Annotated in this window: 10 protein-coding genes; 7 read left to right on the top strand and 3 right to left on the bottom strand. The window is 60.4% G+C overall.

All coding sequences use genetic code 11. From position 1 onward, the window contains the following. Positions 1 to 114: 114 nt before the first annotated feature. The gene (gene clpB, locus Q0J75_RS11425; RefSeq protein WP_297201340.1) at positions 115 to 2,748 is read right to left on the bottom strand and encodes an ATP-dependent chaperone ClpB; all 2,634 of its coding nucleotides are present in this window, start codon (positions 2,746 to 2,748) and stop codon (positions 115 to 117) included. A gap of 207 nt (positions 2,749 to 2,955) precedes the next feature. Between clpB and Q0J75_RS11420 the strand changes: the two genes are divergently transcribed. Further along, positions 2,956 to 4,326 (top strand): MATE family efflux transporter, encoded by a 1,371-nt coding sequence (locus Q0J75_RS11420; protein ID WP_297201336.1) that lies wholly within the window; start codon positions 2,956 to 2,958, stop codon positions 4,324 to 4,326. Positions 4,327 to 4,378: 52 nt separating this feature from the next. Here Q0J75_RS11420 and Q0J75_RS11415 read toward each other — a convergent pair whose 3' ends face one another. Further along, the gene (locus Q0J75_RS11415) at positions 4,379 to 4,780 is read right to left on the bottom strand and encodes a hotdog fold domain-containing protein (protein WP_087265709.1); all 402 of its coding nucleotides are present in this window, start codon (positions 4,778 to 4,780) and stop codon (positions 4,379 to 4,381) included. A gap of 143 nt (positions 4,781 to 4,923) precedes the next feature. Next, the gene (murC, locus tag Q0J75_RS11410) at positions 4,924 to 6,297 is read right to left on the bottom strand and encodes a UDP-N-acetylmuramate--L-alanine ligase (protein WP_297201331.1); all 1,374 of its coding nucleotides are present in this window, start codon (positions 6,295 to 6,297) and stop codon (positions 4,924 to 4,926) included. Positions 6,298 to 6,407: 110 nt separating this feature from the next. Between murC and Q0J75_RS11405 the strand changes: the two genes are divergently transcribed. From Q0J75_RS11405 to malQ, 6 genes are all read left to right on the top strand, one after another. Continuing rightward, a complete protein-coding gene (locus Q0J75_RS11405; RefSeq protein ID WP_297201328.1) occupies positions 6,408 to 7,451 on the top strand; it encodes a CCA tRNA nucleotidyltransferase in 1,044 nt (347 codons plus the stop codon). A 193-nt stretch (positions 7,452 to 7,644) separates the two neighbouring features. Next, positions 7,645 to 8,994, top strand: a complete 1,350-nt coding sequence (locus Q0J75_RS11400) for an ABC transporter substrate-binding protein (RefSeq protein ID WP_297201326.1) — start codon at positions 7,645 to 7,647, stop codon at positions 8,992 to 8,994. 93 nt (positions 8,995 to 9,087) lie between these two features. Next, complete coding sequence (locus Q0J75_RS11395) at positions 9,088 to 9,930, top strand: carbohydrate ABC transporter permease (RefSeq protein ID WP_297201324.1); 843 nt, start codon at positions 9,088 to 9,090, stop codon at positions 9,928 to 9,930. Next, the gene (locus Q0J75_RS11390) at positions 9,930 to 10,766 is read left to right on the top strand and encodes a carbohydrate ABC transporter permease (RefSeq protein ID WP_297201321.1); all 837 of its coding nucleotides are present in this window, start codon (positions 9,930 to 9,932) and stop codon (positions 10,764 to 10,766) included. The genes Q0J75_RS11395 and Q0J75_RS11390 overlap by 1 nt, the downstream gene beginning before the upstream one ends. 37 nt (positions 10,767 to 10,803) lie before the next feature. After that, a complete protein-coding gene (locus tag Q0J75_RS11385; protein ID WP_297201318.1) occupies positions 10,804 to 11,811 on the top strand; it encodes a LacI family DNA-binding transcriptional regulator in 1,008 nt (335 codons plus the stop codon). A 4-nt stretch (positions 11,812 to 11,815) separates the two neighbouring features. Then, on the top strand, positions 11,816 to 13,309 hold the full coding sequence (gene malQ, locus Q0J75_RS11380; RefSeq protein WP_297201315.1) for a 4-alpha-glucanotransferase: 1,494 nt from the start codon (positions 11,816 to 11,818) through the stop codon (positions 13,307 to 13,309). The last annotated feature ends 128 nt before the right edge of the window (positions 13,310 to 13,437 follow it).

Genomic DNA, 13,437 nt, shown 5'->3' with positions numbered 1-13,437 from the left:
TTCTCACCACCTATTGCTATTTTACCTCTTGCAAACGAAAAAGCCCAGCTTTCGCTGGACTTTTTCGACAGGCTGAAGAGCGGATGGGGATTTTTCCCCATCCGCTCTTTTTACTCAGTTCTGGTCCACCACCTGGCCGGAGAGCACGCTCTTGGCCTCCACGGTCAGCTCGCCGTCCACACAGTCCACCGTCAGGGTGTCCCCGGGCTGGACCTGGTCGGCGATGATCTTCCGGCTGATGAGGGTCTCCACCCCGTGCTGCACGAAGCGGCGCAGGGGCCGGGCACCAAAGGCCGGGTCATAGGCGCTGTCGATGATGAAACGCTTGGCGGCGTCGGTCAGCTCCACCTTCAGCTGCTTCTCTTCCAGACGATGATTGAGCTCGTTCACCAGCAGGTCAATGATGTGGGTGATGTTGTCCTTGGTCAGGGGCTTATAGAACACGATCTCGTCCAGCCGGTTGAGGAACTCCGGCCGGAAGGAGTGACGCAGCAGCTCCTGGACCTGATTCTTGGCCTCCTCGGTGATCTCACCGTTCTGGTCAATGCCGTCCAGCAGGAACTGGGAGCCCAAATTGGAGGTCAGAATAATGATGGTGTTCTTGAAATCCACGGTACGGCCTTGACTGTCAGTAATACGGCCATCATCCAATACTTGCAGTAAAATATTGAACACGTCGGGATGGGCCTTTTCCACCTCATCAAAGAGGACCACCGAGTAGGGGTGGCGGCGGACGGCCTCGGTGAGCTGGCCGCCCTCTTCATAGCCCACATATCCCGGAGGGGCGCCGATGAGGCGGGATACGGAAAACTTCTCCATATACTCGCTCATGTCGATGCGCACCATATTTTTCTCCGAGTCAAACAGAGCCTCGGCCAGAGTCTTGGCCAGCTCGGTCTTGCCCACGCCGGTGGGGCCCAGGAACAGGAAGGAGCCGATGGGCCGGTCGGGATCGGCGATGCCGGCCCGGCTGCGCAGGATGGCCTCGCTGACAAGGCGGACAGCCTCGTCCTGGCCCACTACACGCTTGTGGAGAATGTCCTCCAGGTGCAGCAGCTTCTCCCGCTCGCCCTCCATCAGCTTGGCCACCGGGATGCCGGTCCACCGCTCGATGATACGGGCGATCTCCTCTTCGGTGACCTTGTCCCGCAGCAGAGAGCGGGCCTTGCTCTCGTTGGCGATGGCCTCCTCCGCCTCCAGCTGCTTGCGCAGCTCAGGGATCTTGCCATATTGCAGCTCAGCGGCCTTATTCAGGTCGTACTCCCGCTGGGCCTTCTCCAATTCAGCATTGGCGGCCTCCAGGTCCTCCCGCAGCTTCTGCACCTTGCCGATGGCGTTTTTTTCATTCTCCCACTGGGCTTTCTTGGCGTTGAACTCGTCCCGCATCTCGGCCAGTTCCTTCTGAATCTCGGCCAGATGCTCTTTGGAAAGGGCGTCGTCCTCCTTCTTCAGGGCGGCCTCCTCGATCTCATGCTGGATGATCTTCCGCTGGATGATATCCAGCTCGGTGGGCATAGAGTCGATCTCGGTGCGGATCATGGCGCAGGCCTCGTCGATCAGGTCGATGGCCTTGTCGGGCAGGAACCGGTCGGTGATATAGCGGTTGGACAGGGTGGCGGCGGCAATGATAGCGCCGTCCTGGATCTTCACGCCATGGTAGACCTCGTAGCGTTCCTTCAGGCCGCGGAGGATGGCGATGGTGTCCTCCACCGTGGGCTCGTTGACCATGACGGGCTGGAACCGCCGCTCCAGAGCGGCGTCCTTTTCAATATACTGGCGGTACTCATTGAGAGTGGTGGCGCCGATACAGTGGAGCTCACCACGGGCCAGCAGGGGCTTTAACAGGTTACCGGCGTCCATGGCGCCTTCGGTCTTGCCGGCGCCCACGATGGTGTGCAGCTCGTCGATAAAGAGGATGATACGGCCCTCGGACTTTTTGACCTCGTTAAGGACGGCCTTCAGTCGCTCCTCAAACTCGCCCCGGTACTTGGCGCCTGCAATCAGGGAGCCCATGTCCAGTGCAAAGATGGTCTTGTCCTTCAGGGAGCCGGGCACGTCTCCCTTGACGATCCGCTGGGCCAGGCCCTCGGCGATGGCGGTTTTGCCCACGCCGGGTTCGCCGATGAGAACGGGGTTGTTCTTGCTCTTGCGGCTCAGGATACGGATCACGTTGCGGATCTCGTCATCACGGCCGATGACCGGGTCCAGCTTGTTCTGCCGGGCCCGCTCCACCAGGTCGGAGCCGTACTTCTTCAGGGCGTTGTAGGTCTCCTCCGGGTTGTCGGAGGTGACCCGCTGGTTGCCCCGGACGGCGGTGAGGGCCTGGAGCACCCCTTCTTTGGTGACATTATAGGTGCGAAAAAGCTCTTTCAGCTCCCGGTTGGCGGTGTCGATCAGCGCCAGCAGCAGGTGCTCCACAGAGACATACTCGTCCTTCATGGAGGAAGCGATGGACTCGGCGGTATTGAGGCACTTATCCACATCCTGGGCCACATAGATCTTGCCCTGTTCCCGGCCGGAGCCGGACACACGGGGCAGCTTTTCCACCTCCGCCTTGGCGGCGGCGGTGAAGGAGGGGACGGTGAGGCCCATATTGCCCAGCAGCTGGGGGATCAGACCGGCCTCGTCGGCCAGCAGGGCCAGCAGCAGATGGGGCTGCTCAATTTGTTGGTTTCCATATTCGGTCGCCAGACTCTGAGCGGTCTGGACGGCCTCCAAAGATTTCTGGGTATATTTTTGTGCATTCATGAAAAACACTCCTTTCAAGGGGCAACTTTTTATTTGTCCTCAGTATAGACCCCTGCACATAAAAAATCATGAACGGAGTGTGAATTTTTAGCACTCTATAATGGAGAGTGCTAAAACCTTCGGGCGGTGGAGGGAATGAGTGCCTGCCCCTTTACGGACGGGGAAAAAAGAGGTATAATGCCGGGGACTGACAAAAGGAGGGACGTCATGAAGCGGACCAACGATCTGGGGCGAGGCCCGGTGTTCCGGCTGGTGTGCAAGCTGGCTATCCCCACTATGCTGGCCCAACTGGTCAGCGTACTATATAGTATTGTAGACCGCATTTACATCGGCAATATCCCGGAAATCGGGGATCTGGCTCTGGCAGGGGTGGGGGTGTGCGGCCCTATCGTCACCCTGCTCAGCTCCTTTGCCTCACTGGTTGGACTGGGTGGGTCCCCCATTCTTGCCATGCGCATGGGGGAGGGCAACAAGAAGGAGGCCAGCCGGGTACTGTCCAACAGCTTTTTCATGCTGCTGGTGCTGTCGGTGGGGCTGACCGGATTGTTTCTGCTGCTGAAGGGGCAGCTGCTCCAGTGGTTTGGCGCAAGCCCGGCCACCTTTGACTATGCCAATACTTATCTGACCATTTATACCGCCGGCACCTTTTTTGCCCTGATGGCCACCGGTATGAACAGCTTCCTCATTGCGCAGGGCTATTCCGGCCTGGGTATGGCGACCGTGATGCTGGGAGCGGTGCTGAATATCGCGCTGGACCCGGTTTTTATTTTCATCCTGGATCTGGGCGTGGCAGGCGCGGCCTATGCCACGGTGTTCTCCCAGATGGCTTCCTGTGCCTTTGTACTGTTTTCTCTGCTGCAAAAAAAGAGGCCGGTACCCCTGCGGTGGGGAGGTCTGGACCGGAAGATCATGGTGCGTATCATCACCTTCGGCCTGTCGCCCTTCCTCATCATCGCCACCGACAGCGTGCTGCTCATCGTGCTCAACACGGTGCTCCAGCGCTTCGGCGGGCCGGAGCTGGGAGATACCCTGGTGACCTGCGCCACCATTGTCCAGAGCTATCTGCTCCTCATTACCATGCCCATGGGCGGGCTGACCCTGGGCACCCAGCCGGTCATCAGCTTCAACTACGGTGCGGGCAATACCCAGCGGATCAAAACCGCCATGAAGGCTATCGTGGGGCTGTGCCTCACTTTCTGCGGGCTGATGATGGTGTTTACCCATACGCTGTCCCCGGTGTTCGTCCGGCTGTTCACCCAGAACCCGGAGCTGATCGACCGGTCTGTGGGGTATATCAAGGTCTTTACCGCCATGATTCTCCCACTGGCCATCCAGTATCCTCTGGTGGACGAGACCACCGCCCTGGGCCATGTACGGTTAGCCCTGTTCTGTTCCCTGTTCCGCAAGACGGTCTTTTTGGCCTGTCTGCTGCTGCTGCCCGCCCTGGTGTCGGCGGAGGCCACCTTCCTGTCCGAGCCCATCGCGGACGCCGTGGCCGCCACGGTGACCACCATCCTGTTCCTGCGCTTCTTCCCCCGGATTCTGGCGGAGCGGAAGGGCGCCGCGCCCAACGCATAAAAAATCTGCCGCGAAGAGCTTTTCTTCGCGGCAGATTTTTTGTTGGTGAAAATTAGTGCTCCTTGCGCTGGCACTTCTTGGGGGTGACGCAGGTGCCCTCGGCAATGGCTACCACAATGGGCTCCTCCAGGAAATCGGCGGCGGAATCGCTGATGTCGGGGCGGGGAACGGCCACCTTGCGGGCTTCAAACTTCATCTTGCGGGAGGTGTTGCCGATGTGCGTGATCTCACCATACGCCTCGATGAAATCGCCGGCATAGACAGGCGCCTTGAACTCAATGTTGTTGTAGGCGCAGAACAGGCCCTCGTCGCCGTCGCACTGGATCAGCAGCTCAGTGGCCACGTCGCCAAACAGATGTACCATGTGGGCGCCATCCACCAGGTTTCCGCCGTAGTGAGCGTCCTTGGCGGACATCCGCAGGCGGATCATCGAGGTGTACTTTTTCTCTTCCATGTCGATTCCACTCCTTATTCATATTTGTGAAAAGAGAACAAAAGGGACAGGATTACTAAGGGTATTGTACGTCTCTTTGATGGCCTTGTCAACAGCGGAAATTTGTGGTATAATCTCTTCTTTTACATTAGCGCACAAAAGACCTATACTTCCTGCAACAGAGCCTCGCCAGCGGTATAGATATCACCGGCCCCCACAGTGAGGATCAGGTCACCGGGACGGGCCAGCTCCTTCAGCTTGGCGGTTACGTCGGCCAGAGTGGGGCAGTAGATGCTGCCGGGGATCTGGTCGGCCAGGTCCCGGGAGGAGATACCCAGCTCATTGGTCTCCCGAGCGGCGTAGATCTCAGCCAGCAGAGTGATGTCAGGCTGGCGGAGCACCTTGACAAAATCGTCAAACAGGGCCTTGGTGCGGGTATAGGTGTGGGGCTGGAAGGCGCACAGGATGCGCTCATAGCCCAGGGCCTGGGCGGCGGTAAGCAGGGCCTGGAGCTCTCCGGGATGGTGGGCGTAATCGTCATAGACCTCGGCGCCGTGGAAGGTGCCCTTGTGCTCAAAGCGGCGGCCGGCCCCCCGGAAGGCGTTGAGGCCTTCGCTCACTGCCTTGGGAGAGACGGCCAGAGCAATGGCGGCGGCAGCGGCGGCCAGAGCGTTTTTCACGTTGTGCTCACCGGGTACGTGGAGGTCCACCCGGGTAAAGACCTCGCCCCGGTAGATAATATCAAAGGTAGGCAGGCCGTGGTTCCAGGTCAGGTTGGCGGCGTGGACGTCGCCCTCCTCCAGACCGAAGGTAAGGACAGGCCGCGTCTCCCCCTCCAGGGTGTGCATGGTGTTGGCGTCGTCCCGGTTGGCCACGATGAGGCCGTTTTCCGGCACCAGGTCGGCAAAGGCCCGGAAGGAGTGCTCCACGTCGTCCAGGTCCTTGAAGAAGTCCAGGTGATCGGCCTCAATGTTGAGGATGACCGCCACGGTGGGGAAGAAGGAGAGGAAGGAATTGCAGTACTCACAGCTCTCCAAAATGATGGTGTCCCCATGGCCCACCCGGTAACCCGAGCCCAGCAGGGGCAGGGTGCCGCCGATCATGACAGTGGGGTCCATCTGGGCCGCCATGATGATGTGGGTACACATGGAGGTGGTGGTGGTCTTGCCGTGGGTGCCTGAAATGCACAGGGCGTTTTTGTAGCCCCGCATGATGGAACCCCAGGCCTGGGCCCGCTCAAAGACGGGGATGCCCAGGGCGTGGGCTTCCGCGATTTCCGGGTTGTCGTCGTGGACGGCGGCAGTGCGGATGATAAGATCAGCGCCCCGGACGTTTTCCGCCCGGTGGCCGATAGCCACAGAAATCCCCAGAGAGCGAAGGCGCTCCACCGTGGCGCTGTCGTTCATATCCGAGCCGGAGATCTCCACTCCGGTTTTGCGGAGCACTTCAGCCAGAGGGGACATGGACACGCCGCCGATGCCCACCAGATGGGCCCTGTGGCCGGGGGTCAGGTAGTCGTGAATGTTGTCGTTTGTCATGGGTTTACACACCCTTTTCTTCAGATTATAATGTTGACAGCATCATTATAAAGCATTACGGGCAAATAGCAAGGGCAGAGTGTCAAAAAAGAGGATCTATCCCATCAAGTATGATGGACAAGTTGGAGAAAAACCATACCGGGGAGGCGGAGCAGTTGGAAAAATGGCCCATTCCGGCGGGGGTGGCCCGCTGTTTGGAGACCCTGCGGCAGGCGGGCTATGCGGCCCATCCGGTTGGGGGATGCGTCCGGGACCTGCTGCTGGGCAGGACGCCGGGGGATTACGACCTGTGTACCGCCGCCCGGCCGGAGCAGGTGATGGCCCTCTTTGACCGGTGTATCCCCACCGGCCTGCGGCATGGGACCATAACCGTGCTGACCGGGGACGGGCCGGTGGAGGTGACCACCTTCCGCCGGGAGGGGGGCTATGCCGACGGACGGCACCCGGACGGGGTGCGCTTTGACGTGGGCCTCACCGAGGATCTGGCACGCCGGGACTTTACCGTCAACGCCATGGCTCTGGGGCCTGAGGGGGAGGTCATTGACCCATTTGGCGGACAGGCCGATCTGGCGGCGGGACGTATCCGGTGTGTAGGGGACCCGGACCGGCGCTTTTCTGAGGACGCCCTGCGGATGCTGCGGGCGGTGCGGTTTGCGGCCCAGCTGGGTTTTGCCATCGTACCAGATACAGAGGCCGCCATCCTGCGGAACGCGGAGGGAGCTGCTCAGGTGTCGGGGGAGCGGATCAAGGCGGAGCTGGAAAAAATTCTGTTGTCCCCCGCCCCCCAGCGAGCGGGGGACCTGCTCCGCTGGAGACTGCTGGCCCATCTTTGGCCGGTGTGTACCTGCCCCGATTTGACGGAGCTGAGAGACCTGCCGCCCCAGCCCATCCCCCGGTGGCGGGGCTTTTGTGAGGCCACCGGCTTTCCCATCGAATGTCTGCCGGTGGAGCGGGCCCTGCGCCGGGGGGTGCGCCACCCGGAGGAGGCGGTTTTGCACCGGCTGGCCCTGTCCGGCGGGGAGCTGGCAGAGCTGGGCCTGCGGGGCCAGGAGATCGGCCAGGCCCAGCGCAGGCTGGCCCGTCATGTGCTGGCCCACCCGGAGGACAACCGGCGGGAATTGCTGCTGGAGCTGCTGGAGAAACCAGACTGTTAAGTTTTATATTTGAGCATATTGTACAAAACGGAGGCATATAAATTAAGCGCAAAGCCGAAATTGGCTAATTTGACAAAAAGATGCTTGAAATTGGAAGCGGGATGGAGTAAGATTTAGACACGGGGAGCTGGAAACGTTTCCATGAAACGTTTCCAGCCAAGACACGGACCGACTGAGATAGGAGGAACCAAGAATGAAGAAACGTCTCTTTGCACTTGCTCTGACCGGCGCCATGACCGCGGGCCTGCTGGCCGGCTGCGGCGGCGACACCGCCACCCCCTCTGGCAGCGGCGCTCCCTCCGGCAGCGGCGACGCTTCCGGCGGTAAGGTCTACTACCTGAACTTCAAGCCGGAGCAGGACGCCCAGTGGCAGGAGCTGGCCGAGCTGTACACCGAGGAGACCGGCGTGGAGGTTACCGTCCTCACCGCCGCCTCCGGCAACTATGAGACCACCCTGAAGTCCGAGATGGCCAAGACCGACGCCCCCACCCTCTTCCAGGTCAACGGCCCCGTGGGTCTGGCCGCCTGGAAGGACTACTGCTATGACCTGACCGGCTCCGCCGTGGCCGGGGAGCTGTCCAGCGACGAGTTCGCCCTGATGGACGGGGACAAGATGGCGGGCATCGGCTACGTCATTGAGACCTACGGTATCATCTACAACAAGGCTCTGCTGGAGCAGGCCGGCTACTCCGCCGACGACATCAAGAGCTTTGACGATCTGAAGAAGGTGGCCGAGGATATCACCGCCCGCAAGGACGAGCTGGGCTTCTCCGCCTTCACCTCCGCCGGTATGGACGGCTCCTCCGACTGGCGCTTCAAGACCCACCTGGCCAACCTGCCCATCTACTATGAGTACAAGGCCGACGGCATCGACACCACCGACGCCATCAAGGGCACCTATCTGGACAACTACCGCCAGATCTGGGACCTGTACATCAACAACGCCACCTGTGAGCCCACCCTGCTCTCCACCAAGACCGGCGACGACGCTGTGGCCGAGTTCCTGACCGGTCAGGCCGTGTTCTATCAGAACGGCACCTGGGCCTACAACGACGTGGCCGACCTGGGCGATGAGAACCTGGGTATGCTGCCCATCTACATCGGTGTGGAAGGCGAGGAGAACCAGGGCCTGTGCACCGGCACCGAGAACTACTGGTGCGTCAATGCCAAGGCCTCCGAGGCTGACATCCAGGCCACTCTGGACTTCATGTACTGGTGCGTCACCTCTGAGGTGGGTACCAAGGCCATGTGCGGCGGCGATGGCGCCATGCCCTCCGGCCAGGCCGGTATGGGCTTCGTGATCCCCTTCAAGGGCAACCTGGAGTCCACCAACCCCCTGGTGAACATCGCCAACCAGTATGTGGCCGACGGCTATGAGTCCGTATCCTGGAACTTCTCCACCATGCCCTCTGAGGAGTGGAAGAACGGCGTGGGTTCCGCGCTGACCACCTACGCCGCCGACCAGAGCGACGCCAACTGGGACGCCGTGGTGACCGCCTTTGTGGACGGCTGGGCCACCGAGGCCGCCGCTGTCAACGGCTAAACAATCGATTAGTCCAACAGCTGACCGCAGCGGGCGGGCGTTCTGCCCGCCCGCTGCTTGTGTGTTCAGTTTGAAAAGAGAGGAGCGATCCTTTTGGAAAAAGCAATCAAACGATATTTTCCCATTTTCCTGCTCCCGACCCTGGCGGCCTTTACCATCGGGTTTATCGTGCCCTTTATTATGGGTATCTGGCTGTCCTTCTGTGAGTTTACCACCGTCACTGACGCCACCTTTGTGGGGCTGAGCAACTATGTCAAGGCCCTTCAGGACACGGTGTTCCGCCACGCTTTCTGGTATACCGCCCTGTTTGCTGTGGTCTCCCTGGTGGTCATCAACGTCATCGCCTTTGTCATTGCCCTGGCCCTGACCCAGAAAATGCGGGGCACCAACATCTTCCGCACCGTGTTTTTCATGCCCAACCTGATCGGCGGTATTGTGCTGGGCTACATCTGGCAGCTCATCTTCAACGGCATCCTGTCTGTTTACTCCACCGCCCTCAACCTCAACGAGTGGTATGGCTTTGCCGGACTGGTGATCCTGGTGGCCTGGCAGCAGATCGGTTATATGATGATTATCTACATCGCCGGTCTTCAGTCCATCCCCGGCGACGTGATGGAGGCCGCCGCCATTGACGGAGCCAGCAAAATGCAGCGGCTCTTCAAGGTCACTATTCCCATGATGATGCCCTCCATCACCATCTGCACCTTCCTGTCGGTGGTCAACGGCTTCAAGCTCTTTGACCAGAACCTGTCCCTCACCGCCGGCGAACCTTCCAAAATGTCTGAAATGCTGGCCCTGAACATCTTCAATACCTTCTATGGCCGTACCGGCTGGGAAGGCGTGGGCCAGGCCAAGGCGGTCATTTTCTTCGTGCTGGTGGTGGCCATCGGCCTGATCCAGCTGCGGGCTACCCGCTCCAAGGAGGTGCAGCAGTAATGAAACGGAAACAGCATATGAGCCGGGTGGGCACCGGCCTGTTCACGCTCATCAGCATCTTCTACATACTGCCCATCGTGGTGGTGCTCTTCAATTCCTTTAAAAAGAAGGCCTATATCAATCTGGAGCCCTTCCAGCTGCCGGATGAAACCACCTTTACCGGCCTGGAGAACTATACCACCGCCATCGACCAGTACGGCTTCCTCAAGGCGGTGGGCTGGACGGTGTTCATCACCGTGGGCTCGGTGCTGGTAATTTTGATCTGCACCTCCATGTGCGCCTGGTTCATTACCCGGGTGCGCAACCGGTTCACCAAGGCCATCTATATCCTGTGTGTGTTCTCCATGGTGGTTCCCTTCCAGATGGTCATGTTTACCCTCTCCCTGGTCACCGACCGGCTGGGACTGGGCACTCCCTGGGGCCTTATCATCATCTACCTGGGCTTTGGCGCGGGACTGGCGGTCTTTATGTTCTGTGGCTTCGTCAAGGCCATCCCCATTGAAATCGAAGAGGCCGCCATGATCGACGGCTGCTCTCCCATCCGCACCTTCTTCTCCGTGGTGCTGCCCATCATGAAGCCCACCTATATCTCCGTGGGCATCCTGGAGACCATGTGGATCTGGAACGACTTCCTGCTGCCCTATCTGACGTTGGATATCAAGAAGTACAAGACCATTTCCATCGTCATTCAGTATATGAAGGGTTCCTATGGCCGGGTGGATATGGGCGCTATCATGGCCGCCCTCATCATGGCGGTGATCCCGGTGGTGGTATTCTACCTCTCCTGCCAGAAGTACATCATCAAGGGTGTGGCCGCCGGCGCGGTCAAGGGATAATCCCATCCCGGCGGCAGTCCAAGAGAGGTGAGTTTCTTTGACCATCAAAGACATCGCCAAGCTTTCCGGTTATGCGGTGGGCACCGTGTCCAGGGTGCTCAATGGCCACCCCGACGTATCGGAGGAGGCCAGAGAGAAGGTACTGGCTGTGGTGGAGGCCCACCAGTTTCGGCCCAACAACAACGCCCGGCACCTGAAGCGGCAGGCCAGCAGCGGGGTGGCCCTCATTGTCAAGGGTACCCAAAATATGCTTTTTGCCGATCTGGTGGAACGCATCCAGGCCCGGGTCAAGGACGGCGGATACTCCTGTCTGGTGTATTACATCGACGAGGACGACAACGAGGTCCAGCAGGCCCTTCAGGTGTGCCGGGAGCGGCGCCCTATGGGTATCCTCTTTCTGGGCAGTAATTTAAGTCTTTTTCAAACCGACTTTGCACAAATCAAGATCCCCTGTGTCCTGGTGACCAACTCGGCCGCCGGGCTGGCGCTGTCCAATCTGTCCAGCGTCAGCACCGATGATACCGCAGCCGCCCGACAGGCGGTGGAGAATTTGATGGACCTGGGGCACCGAAGCATCGGTATTCTGGGTGGACGTACCGAGCAGTCCAACGCCGCCCAGTTTCGTCTGGAGGGCGTGCGTCAGGCCTTTGCCGCCCGGGGCATGCGTCTGGACGAGGAGCGGCAGTATGAGACCGCCCGGTTCACCCTGCCGGGGGGGTATGCCGCCATGGAGCGGCTGCTGGACAGGCTGCCCGATATGACCGCCGTGTTTGCCATGTCCGACGTCCAGGCCCTGGGGGCCCTCCGGGCCCTCCACGACCGGGGGCTGCGGGTGCCGGAGGACATCTCGGTGGTGGGCTTCGACGGCATTGAGCTGGGGCAGTTTGCCGTGCCCCGGTTGACCACCGTCCGCCAGGACGCCCAGCGGCTGGCGGAGCGGAGTGTGGATCTGTTGGTCCATCAGATTCGGGACGGGGAGGGGCCCGTCCATGAGCTGCTCCCTTATACCTACTTAGCAGGGGAGAGCGTGAAGGAAAGGACGTGAGACTATGCGGACCGGCGGTATTCTGATGCACATTACCTCCCTGCCCGCGCCCTACGGCGTGGGCACCATGGGGGCCTGCGCCCGGCGGTTTGTGGATTTCCTCCAGGCGGCCGGTCAGTCGCTCTGGCAGATTTTGCCCATCTGTCCCACCAGCTTCGGGGACTCTCCCTATCAGAGTTTCTCCACCTTTGCGGGCAATCCCTATCTTATTGATCTGGACGATCTGGCCGCCGACGGGCTGCTGGACCGGGCGGACTATGAGGGGCTGGACTGGGGGAGCGATCCTCAGATGGTGGACTATGGAAAGCTCTATCAAAACCGCTACCCGGTGCTGCGGAAGGCCTGTAAGGCTTTGCTGGCCGCTCCCACGGCGGACTACCGGGCCTTCTGTGAAAAAAATGCCTTCTGGCTGGAGGATTACGCCCTCTTTATGGCCATGAAGGAGGCTACCGGCGGCGAGCCCTGGACCGACTGGGAACAGGCTGTCCAGGATCGGGAGGTGGTTGCCCTGGACCGGGCCCGCCGGGCGCTGGCGGCGGACATCGCATTCTGGCGGGGGGTGCAGTACCTCTTTTTCCGCCAGTGGAAAGCCTTGAAAGCCTATGCCAACGGGCGCGGGGTGCGTATCATCGGAGACGTGCCCATCTATGTGTCCGCCGACAGTGTGGACGTGTGGGCCCACCCCGAGCAGTTCCAGCTGGATGAGCGCCGTCGCCCCACGGAGGTGGCGGGCTGTCCCCCGGACGGCTTCTCTGCCGATGGGCAGCTGTGGGGCAACCCCCTGTTCAACTGGGAATCCATGGAGCGGGACGGCTTTGCCTGGTGGGTGCGTCGCATCGCTTACCAGTTTGAGATCTATGACGTGCTGCGGATCGACCACTTCCGGGGCTTTGACGCCTACTATGCCATCCCTTATGGAGAGCGCACCGCTCAGAACGGCCGCTGGCGGCAGGGACCAGGGATGAAGCTCTTCCGGGCCATAGAGGCCGCCCTGGGCAAGAAGGATATCATTGCCGAGGACTTGGGCTTTCTCACCCCATCGGTCCATCAGCTCCGGGAGGACAGCGGTTTTCCCGGCATGAAGGTACTCCAGTTTGCCTTTGACAGCCGGGACGGGGAGGGGGCGGCCTATCTGCCCTACTGCTATCCCCGCAACTGTGTGGCCTATGTGGGTACCCACGACAACGACACGGTGCAGGGCTGGCTGAAAAACGCCGACCCGGCGGATATCGCCTATGCCCGGGAGTATCTGCCGCTGGCGGAGGATGGAAACGAGCACTGGGCCATGATGCGTACCATTTGGGCCAGTGTGGCCGATCGGGCGGTGGTGCAGATGCAGGATGTGCTGGGCCTGGACAGCGAGGCCAGAATGAACACCCCCTCCACGGCGGGGGTTAACTGGCGCTGGCGGGCAGAGGAAGGGTTTGACAGACCTGCCCTGGCCGCCCGGCTCCACCGTCAGATGGAGCTGTACGGCCGTTTGCCGGAGAAAGAATAAAAAGAAGATCTTTTCAGACAGCCAAAGGCCCCGCCGCATACGCGGCGGGGCCCAGCCTGTCGAGAAACCCGGTTTATGCATCAAGTATAAGCCGGGTTTCTGGCGTATAGAGGCCAAAGAAGTACAAG

It is taken from the genome of uncultured Flavonifractor sp. (genome assembly GCF_944385615.1).
Lineage (GTDB): Bacteria > Bacillota > Clostridia > Oscillospirales > Oscillospiraceae > Flavonifractor.
Note: the sequence above shows the minus strand (reverse complement) of the source record. Positions and strands in the feature narration are given on the sequence as shown.

Coding starts and splice junctions, on each gene's coding strand:
- clpB (WP_297201340.1), bottom strand. CDS start 2,748: ATGAATGCACAAAAATATACCCAGAAATCTTTGGAGGCCGTCCAGACC.
- Q0J75_RS11420 (WP_297201336.1), top strand. CDS start 2,956: ATGAAGCGGACCAACGATCTGGGGCGAGGCCCGGTGTTCCGGCTGGTG.
- Q0J75_RS11415 (WP_087265709.1), bottom strand. CDS start 4,780: ATGGAAGAGAAAAAGTACACCTCGATGATCCGCCTGCGGATGTCCGCC.
- murC (WP_297201331.1), bottom strand. CDS start 6,297: ATGACAAACGACAACATTCACGACTACCTGACCCCCGGCCACAGGGCC.
- Q0J75_RS11405 (WP_297201328.1), top strand. CDS start 6,408: ATGATGGACAAGTTGGAGAAAAACCATACCGGGGAGGCGGAGCAGTTG.
- Q0J75_RS11400 (WP_297201326.1), top strand. CDS start 7,645: ATGAAGAAACGTCTCTTTGCACTTGCTCTGACCGGCGCCATGACCGCG.
- Q0J75_RS11390 (WP_297201321.1), top strand. CDS start 9,930: ATGAAACGGAAACAGCATATGAGCCGGGTGGGCACCGGCCTGTTCACG.
- malQ (WP_297201315.1), top strand. CDS start 11,816: ATGCGGACCGGCGGTATTCTGATGCACATTACCTCCCTGCCCGCGCCC.